Raw genomic sequence first — 25352 nt, 5'->3', positions numbered from 1 at the left:
ATGGCCTGGGCTACGGGGACACCTCTCCCGATGCGCAGGAGGGGAAGGCCCCGGGCTCGGTCCTCCTCCGGGCCGAGCGGAGTAACACCGGAGACGGCCGCGTCTACCGCATCGCCTACACGGCCACCGACGCGAACGGCGAGAGTTGCAGTGGCACCGTGGCCATCGGCGTGCCGAAGGACCTGGGCAAGGGCTCGACGCCCGTGGACTCCAAACTCGTCGTGAACTCGTTCGGCAAGTAGCACGCCCTTAGCGCGCCGGCAGGGGCAGGAGGACCGTGAACAGCGAGCCTGCTCCGAGGCGGCTCTCCACCTCGATGCCCCCTCCGTGAGCCAGGACGGTTTGTCCTGCGCGTCCAGGCCGGACGCGTCAGACACGCAGAGACGGGCCTCGCGGTGTTTGGGCTCGTGGGGAGCGTTCAGGCCGGACACGTCGGACGCGGGCCCGTGGTGCACGGGCCTCGTGGTAAGCGCTACGAGCCTCCTAACGCGTCTGGTCTGGCCGGAAGCGATTCTGGCATTGGCGCCCATTCCACATTTGGTCGTTCCTGCATCGATTGGCTGCGGCTGCATTCCTCTTCTTCTCACAAGCAGCCCGATACTCGCCTTTGACCTTTTCTTTGATCTTGGCCGTGCGCTTCTCCAAATCAGACGTTTTGCTGTCCCATGCCTTCAAGAGTAGAGCGGAGCAGCGGTTGACATATGCCATCGGCGGCACCGGCTCAGCGAAGTACGCGCCAACCGGCCCTATGGTCTTGGCACAGTCATGCCTGAAGCTTTCAAGCATCTTCGCCCGCGAGTCCGAGGGGGGCTGCACTGGCTGCTTGCTTTCACTTCTCCGTGCGCAGGTATCCGGGCAATTCGCGATTGCCTCGTCGATAAAGTCACAATCATCCCTCGTGAGTTCCTGGCAGCTTTTTCCCTGGACTTGAGGCTCGACGCCCCTCCACGCCGCATTGTCTTGGGCATAGGCAGTGGGTGCGTCCACCAGCGCGACAAGTACAGACAGTGTCCAGACGAGCTTCATGTGTCTTCCTTGCTGAAGTGGTCGAGCCGAAATAGTGGACCGCTGGCGATGCTAGCAATGGGCGAGGGTGACGACAACGACGCCCACCGTACACATCACGCGCCTCAGAGCGCGCTGGGAGGTGCCGCGGCTGCTCAGGCCGCAGCACCTCCAACTCCAGCGCACGCACAGCCGCTTCCCAGTCCTCGGGCGAAACGAGTCCTTTGACACCTTCCCCGGGCTGCGCGGCGGAGGCCCCGTGCCGACGCCCCAGGAGGAGCCTCGGCTGGCTTCCTTCAGGTGGGGCTGGTGGGAAGGTCTTGCCCGCACGACCGTGGGCCTTGTCCGATGCTAATGCCGCCCCAATTCCCTGTCCCAGGCAGCCAACTGTACGGCCACTGTGTATGTGTAGGCGCTGGAAAAATCCTCGAAGTCCTTCGGGGGAAGCGCGCAGAGGCGCTCGCGCAGGAAGCCCGGGTCGCAGAGCACCTCGTGGTGCTTCAAGTCGTTGTCCCCCTCCACCAGGACGGGAATCACCCGGAGCACGGCCTCCTCGCAATCCTCTCGGGTCGCGCGAGACATGCGCTCCACCGTCAGGGCCATGTGCTCGCGGACCGAGGCCGGGCCTCCGGGGCACCAGGCCTCCAGGGTCTTGCGGTAGATGTCCTCCATGAGCCCGTCGAGGGTGTGGTGGGTGCCGGGCAATCTGTACACATAGCGAGGGCCCTGGAGCACGTCCCAGAAGCGGAGCAGCGAGGCGAGCCGGTTCGCCATGCGCTCCGCGCTCCGTAAGGGGGGGGGAGACACGGCATGAGAGAGGGCCCCCCACGGGGTGCTCAGGCAGAAGGACTCGAAGGCCTCCCTCATGCGCGGGTGCTCCTCCTCCGGGACGCCTTCATCCAAGTCCACGAAGACCTCGTCGAACAGGTGCACCCGCCAGCGCGGGCGGTTCCAATCGAAACCCTCGGCCCCCGAGTGCATCACCAGCACCTCGCCAGGCGGCACCTGGCGCATCTGCCGGGGCTGGGGAAAGGCACCGGCCTCGAGGTACTCCCGGGCCCACCAGCGGCCCTCGGCTCTCACCTTGCGGAGGATGATGGCGGTGGTGTCGTAGAGCCACGCTGGAAACTCGAGCACCGGGGAGTGTTCCGGGGTCATGGCCTTTCGCCCTAACACAGCGGCCAATTGCGCCTCAAGCGCCAGGCACGTCGCTCGCTCCGAGGGCGGCGGACGCCTCCCGCCCGCTCAGCGGCAGTCTCCAGGCAGGTAGACCTGGCCCTGGAAGCCCTTGGGCCGTTCGCTCCCTTCATACGCAGCCCGGATCGCCTGCTCGGCCAACTCACCGCGCTGTTCCAGTTCTTCCCCGGGCAACTCTTCTGCCTTCTGGGCCGCCCGCTCCTTCCAGGAGGCATGGGGCTGCTCGCGCCGGTAGCTCCAGCGGTACAGGGTCACTCCGGGCTCTGGCGTGCGCCAGGACAACTGCCAGAGCGCTCCCCCGTTCTCGAATTCGAGGAAGAGCGACCCCTCGAAGCCGGTGCCTCCCGTGAGCTTCTTGTCAGGCTCGACAACCTCATTGAGCGCCGCCAGGTAACGCCCCGCCTGTTCTCTCCCCTCCCCGCGCGACTCCTCGTTGTCCGGCTTGAGTTCGAACAGCACGAGGAGGCGGGTATCGGTGATGTCCGGGCACAAGCGCCTCACGAACTCCGGGAGACGCTTGGGCTCCCCGAGCTTCCCCCTCTCCACAATTCTGGAGAGGCTGACGGTGTTGAGGAAGACGACGCTGGAGGGATGCTGCACGAGGTACGCTCTGCCAATGGCGTAATGCGCGGCCTTGCCAAGAAAAGCGCCCCAGGGCTCTTTGGAGTCGGGCTGACGGCCAGGGAGCGTGGAGGAGGGCGGCTCCGCCTGGACACCGAGGGCCGCCACGAGCACCAGGAGAAAACCCGCGAGCCCCAAGGTGCTCCTCGTCCTGCGTCCACTGATTTTCATGCCCAACATGCTCCCTCCGGTGCGGTGCGAGGTTGAGGAAGCAACCATGATGGGCTGACATGCCGATGACGACCGTGGGCCTCGTTCACTCGCTGGTGCCGGACGGTGTTTTCGTGCCGAGGGAGGGCGGCGTGCGCACCTTCCTCGACGAGCGCTTCGCCCACGTCGCCAACTTCCCGCGCACCGTGGAGGACTGACCGCGGGGCACCGTCAGCCGTGCGCTGACGGGCCGCCCAGGGGCAGGTGCACGCGGAAGGTGGCACCCTGCCCGGGCTGGCTCTCCACGGCGATGGTTCCGCCCAGCGCCCGGACGATTTGATCGGTGATGAAGAGCCCCAGCCCGAGCCCGCCGTAGTGGCGCTCGGACACGGCGCGCTCGAAGCGTCCGAAGATGCGCTCGAGGTGCTCGGCCTCGATGCCGATGCCCTGGTCGCGCACCACGAGCACCGCGCCTCCTCCCTCCGCGCGCACGTCCACGCGGATGGGCTGGCCCGCGCCATACTTCACGGCATTCGTCAGCAGGTTGGTGAGCACCTGCTCCAGCCGCAGCCGGTCCCAGCGGCCCACCAGCGCCCCCGCCGCGTGGACCTCCACGGCACACCCGACGCGCGCGGCCTCGGGCGCGAGGCCCGCCGTCACCTCCCGCGCCAGCGCCGCCAGGTCCACGTCCTCCAGGTTCAACGAGAGCTTGCCGTGCACCAGCCGGGAGACGTCCAGCAGGTCCCGGATGAGGTCCGCGAGCTTGCGCACCTGCCGCTGGGCGACGTGGACGTCCGCGGCGACCCGCGCGGCTGGCACCCCGGCGTCCGGGGCGGCCTCGGCCGCGCGCAGCAGGGTGTGGAGCTTGAGGTTCAGCGGCGTGAGGGGCGTGCGCAGCTCGTGCGAGGCGATGGACAGGAACTCATCCCGCGCCCGAACGGCCTCCTGGGCCTCCTGCAGCAGCCGCACCCGCTCCTCCTCGCTCCGGATGCGCTCGGTGACGTCGAAGAAGGAGGAGACCACGCCGGCGAGGGTGTGGCCATCGGGCTCGAAGAGCGGCTGGGCATTCACCGACAGCCACACGCGCGTGCCGTCCGCCCGCTGGATGCCCATCACCTCGTCCACCTGGGGCCGTCCGGTGCGCAGGGCCACCATGGGCGGGTGCTCCTCGCCGGGCAGGGGCGTGCCGTCCCGGCGCACCGCCCCCCAGCGCGAGTCGGAGGAGACGCGCCCCGTCAGCTCCGGTTGGGACAGGCCGAAGAGCCGCTCGGCGCTCGCGTTGGCGAGCCACAACACGCCCTGGGCATCCTGCACCGTGACGCCCTCGGCGAGCGAGCTGATGACGGCGCGCAGCAGCTCCTCCTTCTCGCGCAGCGCCGCCTCGGCCTGCTCCTGCTCCCGCATGCGCCGCGCGAGCGCCTCGTTGGCGGCGCGCAGCTCGGCGTTGGCGGCCTGCAGCTCCTGCCCGCGCCGGACGACCTCCCCCTCCATCCGCACGTTGCGGCTGCGCAGCTCGGCGTTACGCTCGCGCTCGCGCTCCCCCTGCCGGGAGAGCCGGATGAGCTCCGTCACGTCCTCCACGCGGTGGAGGATGTAGCGCACCTGGCCCTCGGCGGTGAGGATGGGGATGTTGCGCGGACTCCAGAAGCGCTCCTCGTAATCCCCGGCCGGCCCGCGGATGTCGTACTTCTGCACCGCCATCGTGTCCGGGGCCCGCGTCGCCAGCACCCGCTCCAGCGAGGCGCGCAGGTTCCTCACACCCGTCGCGCCCGCGTCCTCGGGGTTCTCCGGGAACGCCTCGAAGAGGGGGCGCCCCAGGATGTGCTCGCGCACCCTCAGCGCGTTGCGCAGGTAGATGTCATTCGCCGCGAGGATGGTGAAGTCCGCCGCCAGGACGAGGTAGGGGTCGGGCGTTGCCTCGAAGATCTGCTGGAAGTCGAGCCCTGACGGAGCCGCCGGCGGGGGGCGCGTGGAGCCACGGCTCTCTTCGGCTAAGGGGGCGGTGGGAGGGTTCTGGGTGTCCATCTCGAGGATGCCTGGCCGGAAGGTCCCCAGGCGTGCCCGAGGCCCCTCCCCCCGTCAATGCGCCAGGAGGGGAGAAGCCCGGGTCTGGACACAACCCGCGACGGCGGACCGCGCAATCCCCCTCCGTCACGCCTCTGCGCGCCCACCGACTTCCCGGAATCGATCGTAGGCTCGTTTGAGCGCCTCAACGTGGGCTGGCTCGTCCAGGTCGAGCAGTGCTGCGGTGAGGCTCACCACCCACCCACCCGACGCCGTCCGCCGGGCCCGCGCAAGCAGCTCGGCATCGCGGGATGGGTCCGGGAAGCCGATGGCCTCCGCGGCGGGCGCGGACCAGTAGTTGATCCACCCCAGGTACTGGGGAACCTGGGATGAGCGGATGTTCCACGGGAGCTTGAGCATTGGCAGCCCGTGAGGAGGTCGTTGCGGCATCCCCGACTTCGGGCCCGTCTGCGCAGCGATGACCTGCCTCACGGGGCCGGGCGTCACGGTTCCCCACCGAGCTCGAACCCCCTCCGCGACGTGCCCCAGCATGGCCGCAGCCGCGGCGACCACCAGCTCGTCTTGCGGCAGCTGCGCATGGACCAGCAGTGGCGGCTCGCCCCCTGGACTCGAAATCGCGCTCTCTCGAAAGCCGCTCATCGTAATCGGGTAGCGCTCATCGCCATTGCACAGCAAGTCAAACGCGCCGTCCGCTACCGACTCCGCCAGCCACGCCGCGCGCTGAGGAAGCGCGATGGGCCGCCCCGCTTTCGATAGTCGCCACGCCAACCGCAAGCCGGGGAGTGCACGCTCCATCCCTTCAACGGCAGCGAGCGGGCGCCCGTCGTCGTTGGTGAGAGCTGGCGCGTAAGCATGGAGCGCTACCTCGAAGCCAACACCTCGAGGAAACGCACCTACTCGCTCTTCCGTCAGGGCTGCATGTACTACCAGGCCTTGCCCATGATGCGTGAAATCGAGTTGTATCCGCTCATTGAGCGCTTCGCTCAACTCGTCTGCGAGCAACCCGTCTTCCGCGAAGCCTTCGGTCTCATTTAGATATGAGGGGATGCCTCAGGCTTTCGATGGCTCGCGGAGTCGCCGCGATCCCATCGCACCCATCTTGTGGTGCACAATATAATCGGGCGTCAGTTGAGACGGCTCCTCGTCACATGAACAACGCGCGAGACAAGCGGACGCCGTATTCCGCGTCGGGGTTCTTTTTGCTGTCGCTCAACCGCTCCTGAATGACCGCCAAGGCCAGATCACGCCGCTTGGGCAATCGCGCTGCCTCGGCCGTCGCGAGCGCGGCCGGCAGCTCCGCGCGCGTGAGGTCCGTGCAATAGCAGGGCGAGCCAGGCTGCTGTCGCCACGATTCCGCCAGCGTGCCCGCATCCAACGCGTCGAACCCCGTCTCCTCGACGAGCGCCATTCCCACCTTGCGATCCGCTTGGCGATCAGCCGCAACGGCAAGAGCGATGCGGTCCGGGGTTCCCGCGGGCTTCCCCTTCTTCGCGAACGAGTCGGAACCGATCGAGTTCCAGGCCTTGACGATCGGTCGGCCCAACTGCTCGGCCACCCACAGGCTCTCGACTTGACCCGCTTCGATGGCGTCGATCTTCCCGTCGCGATGCGGATAGTAGTTCGACGTGTCGATAACGACGGTCGCGGAGGGGACGTGGGCGAGCAGCGGCGCCACTCCCGGAATACGGCCCAAGGGAACCGAGAGGATCACGACGTCAACGTCCACCACGGCTTCTGCCGCCAACACCGCGCGTCCTCCCTGGGCCAGCACGTCGGCCTCGATCGTGTCGGGGCCGCGCGAGTTGGCCACCTTCACATCGTGTCCGGCCGCGCTCAGCTTTTGCACCAGAGTCTTCCCAATATAGCCAGCGCCAATGATGCCAATCTTCATGGTCCATTCTCCTTGTATTGCCTTGGACTGAGTGAAGGCTTCACTCGGCTGCGGGGTGCGCGAGCGCTTCGAGAGTACGGCGAAGGTCGTCCATGCCCTTCTGGGTAAGCTGGCAGGCCGTCTTGATCTTGTCGGTGATGCCTCGGATCTCCACTTCGAGGGCGCGACCATCAGGTGTCAGGTCGACCAGCACTCGGCGTTCGTCAGCGGGGTCGCGTGTTCGCGTGACCATCCCAGCGACCTCGAGCCGCTTGAGTAACGGCGTGATCGTCCCCGTATCCATGTCCAGGCGCGCACCCAATTCGCCGACCGAAATTGGCGCGCTATCCAGCAACTCCAGGGTTGCGAGATACTGAGGAAAGGTCAGGCCCAACGGCTCAAGGAACGGCTTGTGCAGCCGCACCATCCGGTTCGTCGCGCTATAAAGCGCGAAGGAAAGTTGTGTGCCGACGTTTCGCTGTTTCAAAATCGGCCTCTTCTCGTGCGCTATCATCTAGTTCGCTAGATAATGAGGCATTGGTGGCTTGTCAAGCCGCCTACGGGTTGGCGCGGATGCGGGGACTGCATGGCTCGGGCGCCAACGTGCTGCCAAGCCGCCTGCTGACCGGCACCACGCTCAGCAATCAGGAAAGCAGCACCCTTCAAGGCCTGGCGCGTGGAGGCATATCCCAACGGCCGAGGGCTCCGCTTGGCTTGTCCCCTGCGCGAGCCTCGGCTTCCACCTCCTCCGCCAGCCCGAGGCACAGCAAGAGCAACCAGGCCGGAAGTGTCTTCATGGAGGCTGGGACCTGCCCGCTACTGCTCCTGGCCTGGCGCCAGGTCGTGCGCAAAGCATTTCTCGAGCCACCGAACGGGACCTGCCGGCACCGCCACCCACTCGCCGTCCTGTCGGTGCCAGAGCTTGCGTCCCATCTTCTGCTGCTCCCAACGGCAGTCGAAGGTGCCATCTCCGTCCCAGTCATACTCATGCCGTATTTCCCAACGCACCGCCATCCCGGCGGGCAACCGCACCTGGACGCCTGGAATCTTTCCCAGGTACCAACCCCAGGGGTGCCCTACGAGGCTGCGCACCTTGTGCCCGGGTGGGCTCTCATACGTCTCGACGACGACGAAGTGCCACGACCCATCATGCGTGCGCAGCGGCCTGATGAACCGCCAGGCGATTGTTCCGGCCGTGGCGAGCAGCACCCCTGCAACCCACGACGCAATCCTACGCCTCTTCCCCGTGGTCTGGTTCATGCTCCCTCTGGGTGAGCTGTCTGTTATCGGGACTCCTCGGTCTCCTGCAAGAGGAGCCCCCTTGGGGCACACGTACCCTGACACAGGGGGCTGTGCCTGGTGTGGAGGCAGGCGCCGGGTGTTGGCGTACCTGACGGCCCCCAACGCAGTACGCGCCATTCTGGAGCACCTGTCACTGCCCACGCGGCCTGCTTGCGCTGGCTGCAGCGCAGGGGCCACCCCAGCTCTCTCCCTCAACACGGCCCCCATTCCGCCTAGACACACTCGGAGTAGACTCGTCGCCATGGGACTCTTGACCTTCAGCATCAACGTCACCCTCGACGGTTGCGTCGACCACCGGGAGGGAATCGCCGACGACGAGACACACGCTTTCTTCACCCGTCTTATGGACGAGGGAGGGGCGATGCTGTGGGGCCGCGTCACCTACGAGATGATGGAGAGCTATTGGCCGGCGGTCGCTCGCGGCGACGAGGAGGCACCGCCAGCAATGCGCGCGTGGGCGATCAAGCTGGAGGCCAAGCCGAAGTACGTGGTGTCGTCGACGCGAACGGACTTCAGGTGGACCAACAGCCACCACATCACCGGCGACTTGCGTACGAGCGTGCAGAAGCTCAAGGACGTAACCCCTGCCGGCGTGCTCCTCGGTAGCGGTAAGCTCGCGACCGAGCTGGACCGACTGGATCTGATCGACGAGTACAAGTTCCTACTCCACCCCAGGGTCGCCGGTCATGGCCCAACCCTGTACCAGAGCGGGCTACCCACCACGCGACGGCTCGAGTTGGTCTCGGCGACGCCGTTCCGCAACGGCGCCGTCGCTATGCACTACCGGCGCGCGCGCGGCTAACAACGGGTTGCAGCGGGCGGTCCGCTGCGCGGCCAGCGAGAGGGTGTCAAAGAACTTGAGCGACGCGACTCGGCACGACACGCGGTGGGAAGGAGAAGAGCGGAAAGCGGGCCGAGAAGTCCCCTCGCCTCCACCGTGCCGCCGCCTCTCGGAACGCCGCGACGAAGGCCCCGTACTGCTCACGCAACTCCTTCAATGTCTGGCGCGTGGAGGCATGTCCCAACGGCCGAGGGCTCCGCTCGAGGTGCTCGGGCCAGGTATGGGGGTGCTGGGCCCTCACCGCTCGCGCTCCCAATACCGGCTTGTCCCCTGCGCGAGCTCGGCTTCCACCTCCTCCACCAGTCCCAGCACCGCGCGCCGCCTTCCCTCCTCCCCCAGTCCTTCCCAACACGGCAGGGGCGCCACCTCCACCTCCACCTCCACTGGCTCGGCGATTTCCTCGGCCAAACGCCCTTCCCCCGCCGCCAAGTCCTCGCTCCCCCTCTTGCTCCACCGCTTCGTCCAGTTGAACGGTAGGCTCACCCGTCCATGCTGACATGCTGAGTCTCGTCCTCGCTTGCTTCCCTCGTTTCGAGTCCTTTGACACTGTCTCTGGCGCATGGAGGCGGCTCTCAACTGGCGGGCTTGTCCCTCTTGCTCCTCTTCCGTCTGTCAATACCAGCGCGCTCCGTGCGCGGTCGGCTTCGCTTGCTCGGTGAAGCCGGGGGAGTTGGTTCTGACCGGTCCGCCGCATCCTCGGCGAGATCAAGAGCCCATGTGCCGCTTTCCCAATTCTTCAGCACCAGCGAGGCTTCAAACGGTACCAGCCCCTCCCCCCTCGCCGCCTCTTCCAGTATCGCGCGGGCCTCTGTCGTCCGGAATCGGAGCAAATACGCAGCGGCCGAGACCCGAACGTCCATGCGAGGGTGAGTAAACAGCACAGTGAGCGCATCGCGCCCGGCATCACCCTGTGCGGTCAACTTGCTGAACGCCTCCATGTATCGTTTGGCGTGTTTGTTGCCGGTCTTCGCGTCACCCTTCCAGATCGAGTCCGTCTGCGCAGCTACATTCTCGGCAAACAGCGCAACAAGCTTCTCAATCTCAGTCACCAGACGCCCCCGAGAACGTTTTTGATGGCCAGCAGACCGAACTCGCGCTGGGCCTCATAGGGTTGAATGCCGAGCCACTGCCGCACGGTAAGGGTATTTGAGTTGGTGATTTTTGGCTGAATTGACGAGTAGAAAGCACTGATGCGCGTATGAACTGATTCTCGTAACGCGGTGATGTTCTCGGTATTGTGTAGGGCCTCGCCCCCGAACCGCTTCACGTTGCCTGGAGTTTGCTCCACGATGTGATGCCATGCCTTGCCCTTTCCCGCTGGCCCCATGGCTGACTTGAAACCACTGTACGACCCCCACGCCCTGTGTCCGTTGGGGAGGAGCTTCCCCCGACTCGGCACAAGACTCCCAGCGCCAGCTCCCCGGGCAGCCATGGCCACAACATGAGGCGCCAACACCACGCGGATCGTCCCCTCGGGCACGGAGATAATTAGCCGCTCGGCTCCGGTTGCTGTCTCCAGCAGGCCCAAGCCGGTACTTGCCGCGACTCTCTCCGATGCTTGCGCGAACCCGGGGAGCTTCGGCGCCCTAGAAGCAAGGGCCGCCGTTTCACCTATGGCCGCCGTCCCCACGATTACGAGAATCCGCACACTGTTGGGACCGATGACACGTCCGAAATGCTCGCCAATCTCGCGCAACTCCGCAAAGCGAGAGGCCCGGGGTGCATCCTCGTAAAGCTGCGCATAGGCGCGCAGCAAATCAAAGAACTCATAGCCGAGATAGCCCCAGAGCGCGGCGCTAAACACCAGGGCCGCACCCTTTGTTATCGGCTCGGGCACTGGTGCCAACAGCAGCGCCATGTAAACCGTTATGCTAATGCTGATCATCGCAAGCATTCGCGTAGGGTCGAGCATGGCCCGTACTTCCGCGTTGACGCCTTCCAGGGCGGGCCCCACTGCCAGGGCAAGCGCAAGGCTGCGCTTGTCGTCATCCTGGAGGCGAGGCCCGTCTTCAAACAGCGTCAGGCAATCCCCTGGAGTGCCGCACCGCTCGCAAAACCGCCCATAGGACCGGGCCAGGTCTGATTGCCACGCTTCGCCACTCAAGGGCACGGAAGCCAACGCCAGCCTACGGCTGACATACAACGGGGGACGGGACGCGGCCACCCGAAGCGGCATGTGGAGCCAAAGCGTTGTCATGGCCGCCGAAAACTCAGCGTCACTCACCCGCACCGGCGCGAAGTCCGTGGGCAGCGTGGTAAAGAAAGCCTCTCCCTGCTGGCCCCCGGCTTCGGCTTCCGGCTCCAGCACCCACGGCTCGGGCGAGTCATCCGGCACGGGCGGACGGTAACGGGAAGCCGTCATCCCTCCACCCATGGGGGCCCCCGTGGCGCACGCTGTCACCAGCATCAGCGCCGCCAGGCCCAGCGCACCCGCGCGCAGGAACTGCCGTGTGTCCACCGGGCGAGTCTCGAGAGAACACCTGGACATTGCACCTCCCCTGGCGGTTGGGGCTCTACAATTCTCTGACACTTGCTGGCTGCATTGGGCCAATCCAGGTCCAGGTCCTCTCGAGAGCCACCTACGGCAGCTTCTGCACAATCAACGTCCCGGCACCCAGGTTCGGCGTCGCGAGCAGGCCATTGTCAGCGTCGACGAAGATATCGGCCACACCTCGGAAGCCGAGGCCATCGACGACCACGGTCGGGTTTCCGCCGTTGGAGTCGGTCCTGTAGACGCGGCCCTCTTCGAACACGCCAAGATAGAGATTTCCGCTCTCGTCCTCACCGATGCCGTCGACGCCGCGAGGCACGGCGAACGTCCGCTGCTGGTTGTTCGCCATCTCGGTCAAATCGCCACCGAAGTAATCGGCGATGAGGATCTTGCCGCTCTTGCTCGAGAAGACGCCGTTGAAGATGCGGTTGTCTGTCGAGGCATCGAGCACCGTGGTCACCGTGCCATCGGCGATATTGACGCGAAACACCCGCGCGGTCCGTGGCATCGCCTGCGCCTCGGCGCTGTTGATGGGATGCAACGTGTTGGTGCTTCCCGTCGGGCGCATCTGGCTCGAAGGTCCCATCTCCGTGACGAGCAAGGTCTTGCCACCCGGCTCGACCGAGAGGTCGTTGAGGTTGCTCACCGTGACGGGGAATCGGCTGCTGTCAGCGACGACGCGCTTGTTTCCGTCCTTGTCCACGGCCCAGATGCGGTCCAGGTCGGTCACGACGAGCTCGGTACCGGTGAAGTCGAGGCCGCGCGGTTCTCTCATGCCGCTGGCGAAGACGCTGACCGTCCCTCGAAGCCACGGACCACGCTCTCAACGCGTGGGCCGACGGCGTAGGTGCCTTCTGGCGGGGCGCGCGAGGGCTCCTCTTCCTTTGCCTCGTCACACGCGGCGAATCCCAATGCTGTCACCGCGAACACTATGATGAGCGGTCGGTTCTTTTTCATGCCGCGAACCATAAGAGGAGAGCCAGCTCAGGGCTCGCTGAAGCCGCCGCGCACCCACTCGTTGGCGACGTCTCTGTTGAATTTGAAGTTCACGGGCACGCGATGCTTCGCGACGGTCGCGCCCGCATCGTCCACGGCGGAGAGCAGCGCGTGGGGCTCATACTCATCGGCCACGAGCTCGAGCCGAACCTCGTACCAGCGGCCCTCCCAGGCGATGGAGAGCTTCTTGGTCATCGCCTGGTCGCGCTGTCTCGCCGAGCGGTCCAGGACCTCCGAGGCCGTCTTCACGAAGGTCGCGAACGCCGTCGCATCGAAGGGCTTGGGGTTCTTCTTATCCCGGCCCATCACCCACGGACTGATGAGGACGGGCTCGGCGATCCCCTGCTTGCGGATTTCCACGGCCCAGCCGTCGTCCTCCTCGTTCTTGATGACCCTGGCCGTCCAGCCGTTCTTCCGCCAGAACGTGGGCTCCATGACTTCGGGCTCTGCAGGCGTTCGCTCGTCGCTCATGGGCGTTCCTCATACCCTCGATCGCCATTTTCCAGAGAAGTATGAACATCCATGTGCGGGTGAGTAAACAGCACCATTCTCGATGGCCGCCGTGCGGCCTCCTCGTCCTACGGAAACGTCACACCGTCGAAGAACTCCTCACGTGCGCCCCCCTCCTGGCTCCACAGCTTCAGGGTGAAGGTGCCGCGCGCCTCCTCCTGCGTCGCCTCCACCTCCAGCACGACACGAAGCCTCTTCCCCGGGACAATGGGCTCCAGCGGCCACACGCCGAGCGCCTTCAACTCCACGCGACTGGGGCCCACCAGCACCGCACCGGCGGGTGTCCAGGGTGTGCCCGCGTCGTTCCACAACTCCTGCTCCACGGCCAGCCGCACCACCTTGTGCCCGCCCTTCTCGTGCCCGGTGCCCGAGCGGTAGCTGCGCGCCTTGCTGCTGATGAGCGTGTTGCCGGGGCGTGCGGTGACGTTCCTGGCGATGTTCTTGTCGCTGACGCCGCCCTCCCCCATGAGTTTCTGGGCGAGGAGGGCCGTGAGCCCCACCTTCCCGTTGGACTCCACCTCCAGGCGCGCCTTCTCCCGCCGACACTGCTGGACTTCCTCCAGCGCCCGTTGCTCGCCCTCGTGGCAGGAGGCCGGCGTGTGCGGCTGGCGTATCACCTCCACCTGCCGCTCGGCCTCGGAAGGGTGCACCACCAGCATGAACGAGATGCTCGCCGGGGCCGCGCCGTCCTGGAAGTGCACCGTCACCGGCACGCGCTCCCCGTCCGGCAGGACCCACGTGGGGGCGAGCGTGAAGCCCGCCTCGTCCTCTATCACCCGGAAGCGCTCCCGCCCGACCAGCTCCACGCGCGCCAGCCTCGCGTTGAAGAAGAAGCTGGTGGAGCGCCCCGGGCGGATGCACACCTCGTGCGCCTTGCGAGCCGTGTCCACCGTCAGCTCGATATGACGCGTGTCCACCTCACAGGTGGGCACTGGGGCTTCCTCAGGGGGACCCGCAGGGGCGGCGAGCAGCACGAGTCCCAGGAACGCGGCGGAAGACAGGGCGAACACGGGGCGGGACCTCCCGAGGGGCAACGAGACCGGAGAAGTGGGGCTCTACCACACCTCCCTCGCGGTCGTGTTGGAGTTGCGCCCGGTACCTGCCACCCGCCTGTTTCCGAGGCTCCCTATTGGAAACGGTCCACCACCCGCACCACCGCGACGGGGTCGACCAGCACCTTGCCTGGCTCGCTGCCGGGCCGGAGCTCCAGGCCGACGTCGTCATCCGTATCCAGCAACTCCAGACACACCGGATACGTCTCCCCGGTGGGCGTGCGCGCCTCGGTGAAGCGACCGTACACGCGGTCCTCCGTGAAGTAGAGCCGACCGGAGAGCCGGGTGTGCCCGGGCAGTGCCGTCTGTCCCGTAGGCGTGTCCCAATCGCCGAACACATAGATGGGAGTGTCCTCGCGCACGAGCACGGACCTGCCCCGAATCCTGCCCCATTCGACGCTGCTCATTTCCCCGAGGCGCAGGCCGCGCGTGCGCATGGTCTCCACGGCCCCGGGGGGGCAGGGCTGGGGAAGCGGCGCCGGGCGCACGGGCGGCACCTGCTGCGCACCCAGACAGGCCTGCAAGGCGGCGCCAGCGAGGCCGAGACACACGGTGCGCACGGCGGCTCCTCGGCCCCGAGGCCGTGCTTCTCCCTGGGGGCCAGACGTCTGCTGCTGCTTCACGGGGGCACTGTCCTTTCGAGGCGCCGCGGGTGAGGCGGCGACCGCGGGGGGAGGCGCCTGGGCAGGCGCGGCCACGGCCCGTGCAGGTTCCGGCGCGGGCCCCCGAGGCGCCACTTCCTGGCCAGAGGTGAGCCACCAACACCCCAGCGCCACGGCCAACCCCACGCCCGTCCCCACCAGCACCCGGGCCCGTCGCCTCCGCCGCTTGCCGGCGGCTCTCCTCTCGCCATGCAGCGGCACCCTCCAGGCCGCGTCCGCCCCGGCCTTCAGCGTCTCCAGGGCCTCGTAGAGCGCCACGGCGCTGGGGTAGCGCGCCTCGGGCCGCTTCTCCAGCAGCCGCAGGCACACCGCCTCCACGTCCCGAGGCACGCGCGGATTGACGAGGTGCGGCGGCAGCGGCACCCGGTGGAGCACCGCCTCCACGTCCACTCCCCCCTCGTCGGTGAGCCGGAAGGGGAAGCGGCCCGTCAGCAACCGGTAGAGCACCACCCCCAGCGCGTACAGGTCATCCCCCGGCCCAGCCCGGTAGTGGGCGCCCGGCACGTCCGCATGCGCACGACCAAAGGCCCACGCCTCGGGGGCGCGGTAACAGGGGGCGCCTGGCGGAAACATCCCCTTCGTCAGCGTGGCGTCGCCCTCATGGTAGCCGGCCCCGAAGTCCACCAGCACCGCCTGCCCGGTACCGTCACTCACCAGGATGTTGTCCTCCTTCACGTCCCGGTGCACCACCCGCGCGTCGTGCGCCACCGCCAGCCCGCGCGCCACCTCCATCACCCGCTCCACCACCTCGCCCGGGGTGCGCCCGGGCCGCTGTCCCCATTCCTCCAGTGTTGGGCCTTCAATCAGCTCGAATTTCAGCCACAGGAAGCGCGGCTCGGATTCGGGCCACTGGCCCGCGCCCAACTGGCGCACGAGGTTGGGGTGGTGCAGGCACATCCCCAGCGACAGCTCGCGCCATGCGCGCCCGGTCCGCACACTCCCCTCCTCCAGCGGTAGCAGCTTGAGAGCGGCCCGGTGCCCATCGGGGCCCCGCACCCGGTACACGGTGCCGTAGCTGCCCGAGCCCAGCACGGCTTCCACCACGTTTCCGCCAATGCGGGTGCCAGGCGGCAGCGGGGGCAGGTCGAGCGGGCTCATGGAGCCCTCGCCACGAAGGAGGATGGGGGGCTCGGGACTGGAGAATGCGAACGTGCGCACACGCGGGGGCTACCTCCGAGGACCTCAACCTAGCAGGTCAATCGCCCCGGCCGGGAACGCACACCGTGGGCCCGCCTCAGGTGCCGCGGTGGCCGCGGGTGCCCTCCTCTTGACCCCGGCGTTCCCCACGGACGAACCTCGTCGCCTCTACCCAGGAGGCAGCGTGTCTTTCGAGAATCGAGTCGTGGTCGTCATCGGAGCCAGCGGCGTGGTCGGCTCCGGCGTGGTGCGGAAGTACCTCGACGCCGGGGCGACGGTGGTGGGCGTCTCGCGGAGCGCGTCGAAGCTCGAGCAGCTCACGCAGCAGATGAAGATCCAGAGCTCGGAGCCCTTCATCTCCGTCGTCGGCGACTTCAAGGACGAGGCCTCCGCCCGTGAGGCGAAGAAGGCCGTCGCCACCGCGCTCCAGGGAAAGCCGATCGACCACGTGGTCTCGGTCCAGGGCTTCGTCTCCTACGCCAAGGCCCCGACGAGCACTCCCCCCGAGGAGCTGAAGGCGGCCCTGGATGACGGCCTCTTCAACAACCTCCTGGCCGCCAAGGCGTTCCTCCCCGAGCTCAAGGAGCGCGAGGGCTCCAGCTTCACGCTGGTGAGCGGGGGCCTCGCCCACATCCCCCCTCCGAACATCTCCCTGTGGCTGGGCACGGTGAAGAACGCGGCGCTCAACGCCCTGACGCTCGCGCTGGCGGCGGAGACCGCCAACGACAAGGTGCGCCTCAACACCCTTTGCATCCACTTCGCCGTGGCCCCCCTGGGCGGCGACAAGAATCAGTTCGGGCTGACCGCGGAGGGCGACACCCTGCGCCTGGCGCCCGCCTTCCTCGGCGTCGCGCGCGGCACGCAGAAGGGTCAGCTCCTCTGCCTGAACTCGTTCGCCGACGCCGAGAAGCTGAGCGTGCGCTGAGAGGCCCTCAGACGCGGTGGTCGTACACCTCCGCGGGGGTCGTGGCGGGCAGCAGCCCAAAGCCGGGAGGCATGCTCCCGAGGGCCCGCGCACCGGGACGGCCGCGCCCTCGGCCCTGGCCCCCGGCCTCGCTCACCTGGAAGAAGCTCACCAGCTGGAGCAGGCTCTCCGCTTGCGCCGCCATCTCCTCCGCGGTGCTCGACAGCTCCTCGGCGGCCGCCGCGTTCTGCTGGGTCACGTCGTTCAGACCGAGCATCGCCTTGTTGAGCTGCCCGACGTCCGACGACTGCTCGGTCGACGTGGCGGCGACGTCCCTCACCAGGTGGGAGGTGGTGTCGATCGACGGGACGAGCGCGTGGAGCAGCTGGCCGGACTGCTCGGCGATCTTCACGCTGCTGGACGCCACCGAGCTGATCTCCTTCGCGGCGGTCTGGCTTCCCTCCGCGAGCTTGCGCACCTGGGAGGCGACGACGGCGAACCCCTTGCCATGGTCGCCCGCGCGCGCGGCCTCGATGGCGGCGTTCAGGGCCAGGAGGTTCGTCTGGTAGGCGATCTCCTCGACCACGGAGATGCGCGAGGCGATCTGCTTCATCGCATCCACGGTCTCGGCGACGGCCCGGCTGCTCTTCTGGGCATCGGCCGCGCCCTTGGAAGCGATCGTCTCCACCCGACGGCTGCTGTCGGCGTTCTTGATGATGGACGCGCTCATGCCGTCGAGGCTGGTGGTCATCTTCTCGAAGGTGGAGGCCTGCTGGCTCGCGCGGGTCGCGAGCGACTGGGACGTCGCCGAGAGCTGGGAGGCGGCCGACGAGAGGGCCGCGGCTCCTTCGCGCACCTCGCCAATCACCTGCGCCAGCCGGTCGCGCATCGAGCGGAACGCGTCGGCGAGGGTACCGATCTCATCCTCGGAGCGGTGATCGAGCGCTCCGGTGAGATCGCCGTTCGCGATGCGGGTAGCGACGCTGGAGATCGTCTCGAGCGGCTTCGTGATGCGGCGGATGACGATGAGGACGGCGCCACCGAGCGCGAGCAGCGCGAGCGCCCCGAGCACGAGCGTGAACACGCGCAGCTCATGAGCCGGCGCGAGCACCTTGTCGAGGGGAGCGAAGACGGCGAGGGCCCAGGGCGTCACGGTCTCACCGATACGGATGGGAACCACCACCTCGATGGCCTGGGCCCCGAGCACCTCCGAGTCCACCTGCGCGGAGAGCGCGGTGTCACGCGAGAGGGCGGTCTTCACCAGGGCATCCGCGGGCGAGGCGCCGAGCGGCTTCGCGCGACGCTCCTCCGAGGGGTGCGCGACGAACGCGCCGTTGTTCGAGACGAGCAGCGCGTACCCCGTGTCGAAGGGGGTGATCTCCGAGATCTGCTTCTGGAGCTGCTCGAGTGAGATGTCCGCGCCGACGGTCCCGACGAACTTGCCGTCCAGGAGGATGGGCACGGTGATGCTCGTGATGAGGGTGGGCCTGCCACCGACGGGGTAGAGGTAGGGGTTGACGATCGTCTCCCTCCGGGTCTTGCGCGCCAGGAGGTAGTAATCGCCCACGCCCTCCGTCTCGTAATCGACGTTGGGCTCCAGGCTGACCTGTCCGGTGCCGCGGCTCCAATTCGAGATGTAGCGTCCGGTGGCGTCCGAGCCAGGCGCGTTCACGTACTTCGCATCGAGCCCATCGAACGCATTGGGCTCCCACGTCGTCCAGAGGCCGAGGAGCTTCGGATTGGCCTCGATGACCTTCTTGAGCGCCGCATCCGCCAGCCGGCGGTCGGCCAGGCCGGCGGCCTTCTGGGCCGCCAACGTTTGCGCGAGCGTGCGCACCGGCATGAACGCGGTGTCGAGCTCCGAGTTGACCGTCCGCGCATAGCGCTCGGCCATCTGCGTGGCCAACTGATTCGCCTGCTCTTCGGCGACCCGTGCCGACTGTCGGCTGACGACGAGCACGAGGATGCCGAGCGCGAGGCTGATGATGCTGCAAAGGGCGACGAGAAGCTTCGTCGCCAGGCTCTTGCTGAATGACATGGGGGCATTTAGAGCATGGAGCGCGGCATTGGCTTGAGCGGCTCATGAGCCAGCGCCTGGCAGCCCCCTGGCTCTAGGACCCGACGCCTCGGGAGCCCTCTCCCGAGGGGCACACTCGAAGGGCGAGTGAGTGAGCGGCGCGTGAGTCGCTCCGCGTATCCCACCGCGCCACGGGTGCGGTTCAGTCCACCACGAGCGAGGTGACGGCGAGCCCCGTCTGTCCGAGCTGCTCCCCGTTGGTGCTGCCACACACGGGGCAGCGCAGGCGGGGGTGCTCGGGCGCGTAGGTGCGGCCACAGGCCCGGCAGCGCGCCTCCACGTGGATCAGCTCCAGCAGGAGCCGCGCGCCTTCCGCCTGGGTGCCCCGGGCCTGCGTGGCGAAGTCGGAGAACAGGCGCTCGGGGGACAGGGACACCGTCTCGGCCACCCAGCCCCGCACCACGCGCACCCGCGAGGCCCCATGGGAGAGGGCGCGCCGGAGGACGGCGTCGAGCATCTGCCGGGCAAGGACGGATTCGTGCATGGGGTGCCTCCGGGGGGAGCAGAGGTCTTGGACAAACGAGGGATTCCAGCCTAGGCAATCGGCGCACGGGCTCGCGAATCGGGGTCCTCCCGGGCCGTCATCTGGCCAACGCTTGCCCCTCCCCTTCCGCCACCCAACGCCCCCCTCGCCCGCGCGTACGAGGTCACGCCACGACGTATTGCCGCGCCAGTCAAGCCCCGAGCGCATATGTTCCCCCGGCATTCGCCGTCCCGGAGGGCGCCATGGAAGAGCAGGGGCTGCACATCGAGACCCATCCCCGCGAGGGCGATCCGCTGGTGCGCGCGGGGAGACCGGACCCGTGCCTCCTGGTCCTCTTCGGCGCCACGGGAGACCTGGCGCAACGCAAGCTCTTCCCGGCCCTCTTCGAGCTGGCCCGCCAGGGGCTGCTGCCCGACCACTTCGCCGTCGTGGCCTTCAGCCGCTCGGAGCACAACCTGGAGCAGTTCCGCGCCCAGGTGAAGGCCGGGCTCCAGAAGTTCGCCCGCACCCAGCCGCTGGACGAGGCCACCTGGGAGCGGCTCGCCTCCAAGCTGGAGATGATGACCGGGGCCTACGATGACCCGGCGTCCTACCTCCGCCTGCGCGAGCACCTGGAGCGCGTGGCCGAGCGCTTCGGCACCCAGGGCAACCAGCTCTACTACCTGGCCACCCCCGCCTCCACCTTCCCCTCGCTGCTCGAGGGCCTGTCCAGCTCCGGGCTGCTGTACCGCGAGGACCCCACCGTGAAGCGCCCCTGGCGGCGGCTCGTCATCGAGAAGCCCTTCGGTCGCGACTTCGCCAGCGCGAAGGAGCTCAACCGCTCCCTGGCCACGGTGCTGGACGAGCGGCAGATCTTCCGCATCGACCACTACCTGGGGAAGGAGACGGTCCAGAACATCCTCGTCTTCCGCTTCGCCAACGCCATCTTCGAGCCGCTGTGGAACCGGCAGCACATCGACCACGTGGAGATCACGGCGGCGGAGAGCATCGGCGTGGAGGGCCGCGGGCGCTTCTACGACGAGACGGGCGTCATCCGGGACATGGTGCAGAACCACCTGCTGCAGGTGCTGGCCCTGTGCGCCATGGAGCCCCCCGTCTCGTTCGCCGCCGAGGACATCCGCGACGAGAAGAACAAGGTGTTCCGCGCGCTGCGCCCCATGGTGGGCGGCGAGGTGGCGAAGTTCGTGGCGCAGGGCCAGTACCAGGGCTACCGGGAGGAGCAGGGGGTGGCCAAGGACTCGAAGACGCCCACCTACGTGGCCCTGAAGCTCTACATCGACACGTGGCGCTGGCAGGGCGTGCCCTTCTACGTGCGCGCGGGCAAGGGGCTGAGCAAGCGGGTGACGGAGGTGTCCATCCACTACAAGTCCGTACCGCACTGCCTCTTCAACACCAGCGACACCTGCCAGCGGCTGCAGCCCAACGTGCTCACCCTGCGCATCCAGCCGCACGAGGGCATCGGGCTGAGCTTCGAGTCGAAGGTGCCCGGCGAGGACGTCAACATCGCGGGCGTGAACATGGACTTCGACTACTCCAAGAGCTTCCACAAGCCGGTGCCCGAGGCGTACGAGCGGCTGATGCTCGACTGCATGCGGGGCAACACCACGCTCTTCGCGCGGCAGGACAGCGTGGAGCAGGCGTGGGCCTGGGTGACGCCCATCATCGAGGCGCTGGACTCGGGCAAGGGCGGGCCCATGCAGACGTACGCGCTGGGGAGCGCGGGGCCGGACGCGGCGGGGGCCCTGCTGGCGCGCGACGGGCGGCGCTGGACGGAGCTGAAGTGAGCAGGCCCGCCCCCATCGTGGTGGACAAGGAGGCCCTGGCGAGCGAGGGCGCGGACTGGCTCGCGCGGGCGCTCGGGGACGCGGTGGCCGGGGGCCGCCGGGCCAGCCTCGCCCTGTCGGGGGGCAGCACGCCCGGGCCCGTGTTCCGGGAGCTGGCGAAGCGGGACGTGCCCTGGGCCCTCGTGGACTTCTACTTCGTGGACGAGCGCTTCGTCCCGCCGGACCACCCGGAGAGCAACTACCTGCTGGCGGAGGAGGCGCTCTTCAAGCCGCTGGGCGTGCACGCGGAGCAGGTGTTCCGCATGCAGGGCGAGCGCCAGGACCGGGACGAGGCCGCGCACGACTACGAGCAGCGGCTGCCGGCGGTGCTGGACGTGGTGGTGCTGGGGATGGGCGAGGACGGGCACACCGCCTCGCTCTTCCCGGGTGCCTCCTCGCTGGAGGAGAAGACGCGGCGGGTGCTGGCGGTGGTGGGCCCCAAGCCGCCGCCGTGGCGCATGACGCTGACGCTGCCGGTGCTCCAGTCGGCCCGGAAGGTGCTCGGGCTGGTGGCGGGAGCGGGCAAGCGGGACATGGTGCGGCGGGTGCTCGCGGGCGAGGACCTCCCGGCGGCGCGGGTGACACAGGCGCAGTGGATGATGGACAAGGCCGCGGCCGGCCAGCCGTGAGCACAGGAGCCAATGCAATGACCACAGCACAGGGCCCGAAGCAGGGGGGTGCGCAGTTCGGCGTGGCGGGGATGGGGGTGATGGGGCAGAGCCTCGCGCTCAACGTGGCGGACCACGGCTTCCGGGTGGCCGTGTGGGACCGGCACCCCGAGCGCTTCGACGAGCTGCGCCAGAAGGGCGCGCCCGCGAGCCTCCAGGGCCACGGCGCGCTGGAGGACTTCGTGGCCTCGCTGGAGCGCCCGCGCCGCATCATGTTGATGGTGACGGCGGGCGCGGCGGTGGACTCGATGATGGAGAAGCTCGAGCCGCTGCTGCAGCCCGGGGACGTGGTGCTGGACTGTGGCAACTCCTGGTACCTGGACACCCGGAAGCGCGAGGCCGCCTGGAAGCAGAAGGGGCTGAACTTCCTCGGGGTGGGCGTCTCCGGCGGTGAGGAGGGCGCGCGCTACGGCCCCTCCATCATGCCGGGCGGCCCGGCCGAGGCGTACGCGCTGGTGCGCCCGGTGCTGGAGGCCATCGCCGCCAAGAGCGAGGCGGGCGTGTGCGTCACGCACGTGGGGCCGGATGGCGCGGGCCACTTCGTGAAGATGGTGCACAACGGCATCGAGTACGCCGACATGCAGCTCCTGGCGGAGACGTACGACTTGCTGCGCCGCGGGCTCGGGCTGCCGGCGGAGCAGGTGGCGGACCTCTTCTCGCAGTGGAACCAGGGCATCGCCGAGTCCTTCCTGCTGGAGACCACCCTCAAGGTGCTGCGCAAGAAGGACACCGAGACGGGCAAGCCGCTGGTGGACCTGGTGCTGGACAAGGCGGGCCAGAAGGGCACGGGCAAGTGGACGGTGCAGGTGTCGCTCGACCTGGGCGTGCCGGTGCCCTCCATCGCCGGGGCGCTGGACGCGCGCAACCTCTCCTCGATGAAGGACGAGCGCGTGGCGGCGAGCCGCACCCTCCACGGCCCCCAGGGCGAGAGCCTGTCCGCGGACGAGAAGGCGAACCTGGCGGCGTGGGTGCATGACGCGCTGTACGCGGCGCGGGTGGTGACGTACGCGCAGGGGATGCGGCTCATCCAGGCGGCGTCCAACGAGTACCAGTGGAACGTGTCGCTGGCGGAGATGGCGCGCATCTGGCGGGCCGGCTGCATCATCCGCGCGAAGCTGCTGACGCCGCTGCGCGAGGCCTTCGAGAAGAGGCCGGACCTGCCCAACCTGATGCTGGCCGACAGCCTGGCGCCCGTGCTGGAGCGGATGGCGCCCGCCTGGAGACGCACGGTGGCGGTGGCCACGCGGCTGGGGATTCCGGTGCCGGTGTTCTCCGCGAGCCTCGCCTACTTCGACAGCTACCGCAGCGCCGAGCTGCCACAGAACCTCACCCAGGCCCAGCGCGACGCCTTCGGCGCCCACACCTACCAGCGCCGCGACAGGCCCGAGGCCGGCTTCGTCCACTCGGACTGGAGCTGACGCGGACCGTTCGCCCGGCACCAACGCCCGCCCAGCCCGGAGCCGGGCGCCTCCTCCCTCGGCTGGCGCCCCCCCTGGCTGGATAATTCGGGCGACCCTTCGCACACTGCGGCTTCCGCTCAACGCACGGGAAGCCCGCATGAAGCTCACCATCAACGAGCAGGAACACGAGGTCTCCGACGAGAACCCCGACCGCGTACTGCTCTGGGTGCTGAGGGATGAGCTCGGCCTCGTGGGCACCCGGTTCAGCTGTGGGGCCGGCGTGTGTGGCGCGTGCACGGTCCACGTGGATGGGGCCGCCACCCGCGCCTGCCTCCTGCCCATCTCCCAGTTGGCCGGCACGCGCATCCGCACCGTGGAGGGCCTCGCCAGCAAGGGGCCCGCAGGTGAAGCGCGGCTGCACCCCGTGCAGCAGGCCTTCCTGAAGGTGCAGGTGCCCCAGTGCGGCTGGTGCATGAGCGGGCAGATGATGACCGCCGCCGCCCTCCTGGAGCGCAACCCGAGCCCCTCGCCCCAGCAGGTGGTGGAGGCCATGGGCGGCAACTACTGCCGCTGCGGCACCTACTGCCGCATCAAGAAGGCCGTGCTCGAGGCGTCGAAGCTGCTCACCCAGGAGACCGAGCCATGAGGGACTCGCGTCCCGAGAAGCAGTCATGGCGCCCCACGCGCCGACAGTTCCTGCTCGGCCTGGGCGTGGGCGGCGCCGGTGCGGTCGCCCTGGGTCTGCCCGCCATGCGCCTGGGCCTGGCCCGGTGGTTCGACACGGGCGAGCTGCCCTCCCTGGCCGGCACCCTGGACCCCACCCTCTGGTTCGAGCTGTTCCCGGACGACCGCGTGCGCCTGCACCTGCCCAAGGTGGAGATGGGCCAGGGCATCCACACCGCGCTGGCGCAGCTCGCCGCCGAGGAGCTGGAAGTCCCCTGGGAGAAGCTGGAGGTGGTGCACGCCAGCACCGCCCGGGGCCCGGTGGATGTCGCTGGCACCTCGGGCAGCCGGACCGTGGTCAGCCTCTTCCACCCGCTGCGCGAGGTGGCCGCCACCCTCCGGGAGATGCTGCGCACCGAGGCCGCCCGCCAGCTCGGCGTGCCGGTCGAGTCACTCGGGGTCGCCCACGGGACGTTCACCGTGCGAGACGCGCCCGAGCGCACGCTGCGCTACGGCGAGGTGGTGGCACGGCACACGGGCGCGTGGGACGTGCCCGAGAAGCCGCCCGCCCTCAAGCCGGTGAAGGACTTCCGCGTCATCGGCCAGTCGATGCCGCGCGTGGACGTGGAGGCCAAGCTCACCGGCCAGCCGGTGTATGCCTATGACCAGCGGCTGCCGGGCATGCTGTACGGGGCCGTGGCCCGGCCGCCGAGGCTGGGCAGCACGCTGCGCGCGGCCCGCGAGGGACAGGCGCGCCAGCAGCCGGGCGTGGTGGCGGTGGTGCTGGGCAACGACTTCGCCGGCGTGGCCGCCGAGTCCCGCGCGCAGGCATACGCCGCCCTGGCCCACCTGGAGCTGGAGTGGACCGAGGGCGAGCGCGTCCAGCAGGCGGACCTCGACGCGCTGACGACCGTGAAGGACGGCGCGGGCGTGCTCGTCCAGGACGAGGGCGATGCGCCCACCCACCTGGGCCGCGGCAGGCAGCTCCGCGCCGAGTACCGCACGCCCCTGGCGGCCCATGCCCACCTGGAGCCGCAGGCCGCGCTGGTGGAGGTGAAGCCGGAGCGGGTGCGGGTGTGGATGGCCACCCAGGTGCCCGGGATCCTTCGCAAGCAGGTGGCCGGGGCGATGGAGCGCGAGGTGGAGAGCGTCGAGGTCTTCCCCACCCACCCGGGAGGAGGCTTCGGACGGCGCCTGGACGCGCGAGCCGCCCTCGAGGCCGCGAGGCTCTCGCAAGCCACCGGCCGTCCGGTGCATGTGGGGTGGAACCGCACCGAGGAGTTCCGCCAGGGCTTCTTCCGCCCCCCCACCCACCACCGGCTGCGCGCCTCCCTCGACGCGTCCGGCCGGGTGCTGGCCTTCGAGCACCAGCAGGCCAGCGGCGACGTCCTGCTCGGCATGGTGCCGGAAGTCGTGGGCGCGGTGATCGGCTCGGACTTCGGCGCGTGGCGTGGAGGCACCATCCGCTACGCCG

The 25352-nt window shown here is 68.5% G+C and carries 27 protein-coding genes; 10 read left to right on the top strand and 17 right to left on the bottom strand.

From position 1 onward, the window contains the following. A partial coding sequence (locus tag VF697_RS08570) for a hypothetical protein (protein WP_331093117.1) occupies window positions 1–242 on the top strand: 242 nt, incomplete at its 5' end. Between the two features lie 241 nt (window positions 243–483). Here VF697_RS08570 and VF697_RS08565 read toward each other — a convergent pair. From VF697_RS08565 to VF697_RS08555, 3 genes are all read right to left on the bottom strand, one after another. Then, complete coding sequence (locus VF697_RS08565; RefSeq protein ID WP_331093115.1) at window positions 484–1026, bottom strand: hypothetical protein; 543 nt, start codon at window positions 1024–1026, stop codon at window positions 484–486. A gap of 330 nt (window positions 1027–1356) precedes the next feature. Next, the gene (locus VF697_RS08560) at window positions 1357–2163 is read right to left on the bottom strand and encodes a hypothetical protein (RefSeq protein WP_331093113.1); all 807 of its coding nucleotides are present in this window, start codon (window positions 2161–2163) and stop codon (window positions 1357–1359) included. Between the two features lie 87 nt (window positions 2164–2250). Further along, a complete protein-coding gene (locus tag VF697_RS08555) occupies window positions 2251–2703 on the bottom strand; it encodes a hypothetical protein (protein WP_331093123.1) in 453 nt (150 codons plus the stop codon). Between the two features lie 350 nt (window positions 2704–3053). Here VF697_RS08555 and VF697_RS08550 point away from each other — a divergent pair, with 350 nt between their 5' ends. Then, window positions 3054–3191: a hypothetical protein gene (locus VF697_RS08550; RefSeq protein WP_331093112.1), complete on the top strand. Its 138-nt coding sequence runs from the start codon at window positions 3054–3056 to the stop codon at window positions 3189–3191. A 13-nt stretch (window positions 3192–3204) separates the two neighbouring features. On the opposite strand, the gene VF697_RS08545 is transcribed toward VF697_RS08550, so the two are convergent. Together VF697_RS08545 and VF697_RS08540 are read right to left on the bottom strand one after the other, a co-directional pair. Then, window positions 3205–4998 (bottom strand): ATP-binding protein, encoded by a 1794-nt coding sequence (locus VF697_RS08545; protein ID WP_331093110.1) that lies wholly within the window; start codon window positions 4996–4998, stop codon window positions 3205–3207. A gap of 126 nt (window positions 4999–5124) precedes the next feature. Further along, window positions 5125–5793, bottom strand: a complete 669-nt coding sequence (locus tag VF697_RS08540; RefSeq protein WP_414641259.1) for a DUF5953 family protein — start codon at window positions 5791–5793, stop codon at window positions 5125–5127. A 57-nt stretch (window positions 5794–5850) separates the two neighbouring features. Between VF697_RS08540 and VF697_RS08535 the strand changes: the two genes are divergently transcribed. Next, on the top strand, window positions 5851–6033 hold the full coding sequence (locus tag VF697_RS08535; protein ID WP_331093125.1) for a hypothetical protein: 183 nt from the start codon (window positions 5851–5853) through the stop codon (window positions 6031–6033). A 109-nt stretch (window positions 6034–6142) separates the two neighbouring features. On the opposite strand, the gene VF697_RS08530 is transcribed toward VF697_RS08535, so the two are convergent. The 3 genes from VF697_RS08530 to VF697_RS08520 all read right to left on the bottom strand — a co-directional run bounded on the left by VF697_RS08530 (window position 6143) and on the right by VF697_RS08520 (window position 8128). Further along, window positions 6143–6889 carry an NADPH-dependent F420 reductase gene (locus VF697_RS08530; protein WP_331093108.1) on the bottom strand — a complete coding sequence of 249 codons (747 nt, stop codon included), beginning with the start codon at window positions 6887–6889 and terminating at the stop codon, window positions 6143–6145. Between the two features lie 40 nt (window positions 6890–6929). Beyond that, window positions 6930–7355: a MarR family transcriptional regulator gene (locus VF697_RS08525; RefSeq protein ID WP_331093106.1), complete on the bottom strand. Its 426-nt coding sequence runs from the start codon at window positions 7353–7355 to the stop codon at window positions 6930–6932. Window positions 7356–7684: 329 nt separating this feature from the next. After that, the gene (locus VF697_RS08520; protein WP_331093104.1) at window positions 7685–8128 is read right to left on the bottom strand and encodes a hypothetical protein; all 444 of its coding nucleotides are present in this window, start codon (window positions 8126–8128) and stop codon (window positions 7685–7687) included. Between the two features lie 283 nt (window positions 8129–8411). Here VF697_RS08520 and VF697_RS08515 point away from each other — a divergent pair, with 283 nt between their 5' ends. Beyond that, window positions 8412–8972: a dihydrofolate reductase family protein gene (locus VF697_RS08515; RefSeq protein WP_331093102.1), complete on the top strand. Its 561-nt coding sequence runs from the start codon at window positions 8412–8414 to the stop codon at window positions 8970–8972. A gap of 276 nt (window positions 8973–9248) precedes the next feature. Here the strand turns inward: VF697_RS08515 and VF697_RS08510 are convergent, their stop codons facing one another. From VF697_RS08510 to VF697_RS08480, 7 genes are all read right to left on the bottom strand, one after another. After that, window positions 9249–9419, bottom strand: a complete 171-nt coding sequence (locus VF697_RS08510; RefSeq protein ID WP_331093100.1) for a hypothetical protein — start codon at window positions 9417–9419, stop codon at window positions 9249–9251. Between the two features lie 164 nt (window positions 9420–9583). Beyond that, window positions 9584–10060, bottom strand: coding sequence for a DUF2019 domain-containing protein (locus tag VF697_RS08505; RefSeq protein ID WP_331093098.1), 477 nt, complete (start codon window positions 10058–10060; stop codon window positions 9584–9586). Then, window positions 10057–11469, bottom strand: coding sequence for a hypothetical protein (locus tag VF697_RS08500; protein WP_331093096.1), 1413 nt, complete (start codon window positions 11467–11469; stop codon window positions 10057–10059). The genes VF697_RS08505 and VF697_RS08500 overlap by 4 nt, the downstream gene beginning before the upstream one ends. A gap of 121 nt (window positions 11470–11590) precedes the next feature. Further along, window positions 11591–12232 carry a hypothetical protein gene (locus VF697_RS08495; protein WP_331093094.1) on the bottom strand — a complete coding sequence of 214 codons (642 nt, stop codon included), beginning with the start codon at window positions 12230–12232 and terminating at the stop codon, window positions 11591–11593. 254 nt (window positions 12233–12486) lie between these two features. Further along, entirely contained in the window at window positions 12487–12969 is a 483-nt protein-coding gene (locus tag VF697_RS08490) for a hypothetical protein (RefSeq protein ID WP_331093092.1), read from the bottom strand. A gap of 107 nt (window positions 12970–13076) precedes the next feature. Next, on the bottom strand, window positions 13077–13982 hold the full coding sequence (locus VF697_RS08485; protein ID WP_331093119.1) for a DUF2381 family protein: 906 nt from the start codon (window positions 13980–13982) through the stop codon (window positions 13077–13079). Window positions 13983–14134: 152 nt separating this feature from the next. Next, window positions 14135–15820: a serine/threonine-protein kinase gene (locus VF697_RS08480; RefSeq protein WP_331093090.1), complete on the bottom strand. Its 1686-nt coding sequence runs from the start codon at window positions 15818–15820 to the stop codon at window positions 14135–14137. A gap of 223 nt (window positions 15821–16043) precedes the next feature. On the opposite strand from VF697_RS08480, the gene VF697_RS08475 reads away from it, so the two are divergent. Beyond that, complete coding sequence (locus tag VF697_RS08475; RefSeq protein WP_331093088.1) at window positions 16044–16784, top strand: SDR family NAD(P)-dependent oxidoreductase; 741 nt, start codon at window positions 16044–16046, stop codon at window positions 16782–16784. A gap of 7 nt (window positions 16785–16791) precedes the next feature. On the opposite strand, the gene VF697_RS08470 is transcribed toward VF697_RS08475, so the two are convergent. Then, window positions 16792–18801 (bottom strand): methyl-accepting chemotaxis protein, encoded by a 2010-nt coding sequence (locus tag VF697_RS08470; protein WP_331093086.1) that lies wholly within the window; start codon window positions 18799–18801, stop codon window positions 16792–16794. Between the two features lie 181 nt (window positions 18802–18982). Further along, on the bottom strand, window positions 18983–19324 hold the full coding sequence (locus VF697_RS08465; protein ID WP_331093084.1) for a hydrogenase maturation nickel metallochaperone HypA: 342 nt from the start codon (window positions 19322–19324) through the stop codon (window positions 18983–18985). 242 nt (window positions 19325–19566) lie between these two features. On the opposite strand from VF697_RS08465, the gene zwf reads away from it, so the two are divergent. The 5 genes from zwf to VF697_RS08440 form a co-directional block, all read left to right on the top strand. After that, on the top strand, window positions 19567–21108 hold the full coding sequence (gene zwf / locus VF697_RS08460) for a glucose-6-phosphate dehydrogenase (protein WP_331093082.1): 1542 nt from the start codon (window positions 19567–19569) through the stop codon (window positions 21106–21108). Next, a complete protein-coding gene (gene pgl / locus VF697_RS08455) occupies window positions 21105–21776 on the top strand; it encodes a 6-phosphogluconolactonase (protein ID WP_331093081.1) in 672 nt (223 codons plus the stop codon). Before zwf ends, pgl begins: the two co-directional genes overlap by 4 nt. A 17-nt stretch (window positions 21777–21793) precedes the next feature. Further along, complete coding sequence (gene gndA / locus VF697_RS08450) at window positions 21794–23233, top strand: NADP-dependent phosphogluconate dehydrogenase (protein WP_331093079.1); 1440 nt, start codon at window positions 21794–21796, stop codon at window positions 23231–23233. A gap of 139 nt (window positions 23234–23372) precedes the next feature. Continuing rightward, window positions 23373–23861 (top strand): (2Fe-2S)-binding protein, encoded by a 489-nt coding sequence (locus VF697_RS08445; RefSeq protein ID WP_331093077.1) that lies wholly within the window; start codon window positions 23373–23375, stop codon window positions 23859–23861. Continuing rightward, a partial coding sequence (locus tag VF697_RS08440) for a xanthine dehydrogenase family protein molybdopterin-binding subunit (protein WP_331093076.1) occupies window positions 23858–25352 on the top strand: 1495 nt, incomplete at its 3' end. The genes VF697_RS08445 and VF697_RS08440, both read left to right, overlap by 4 nt.

It is taken from the genome of Archangium sp., from assembly GCF_036388035.1.
In the GTDB taxonomy this organism is placed as follows: domain Bacteria; phylum Myxococcota; class Myxococcia; order Myxococcales; family Myxococcaceae; genus Archangium.
Note: the sequence above shows the minus strand (reverse complement) of the source record. Positions and strands in the feature narration are given on the sequence as shown.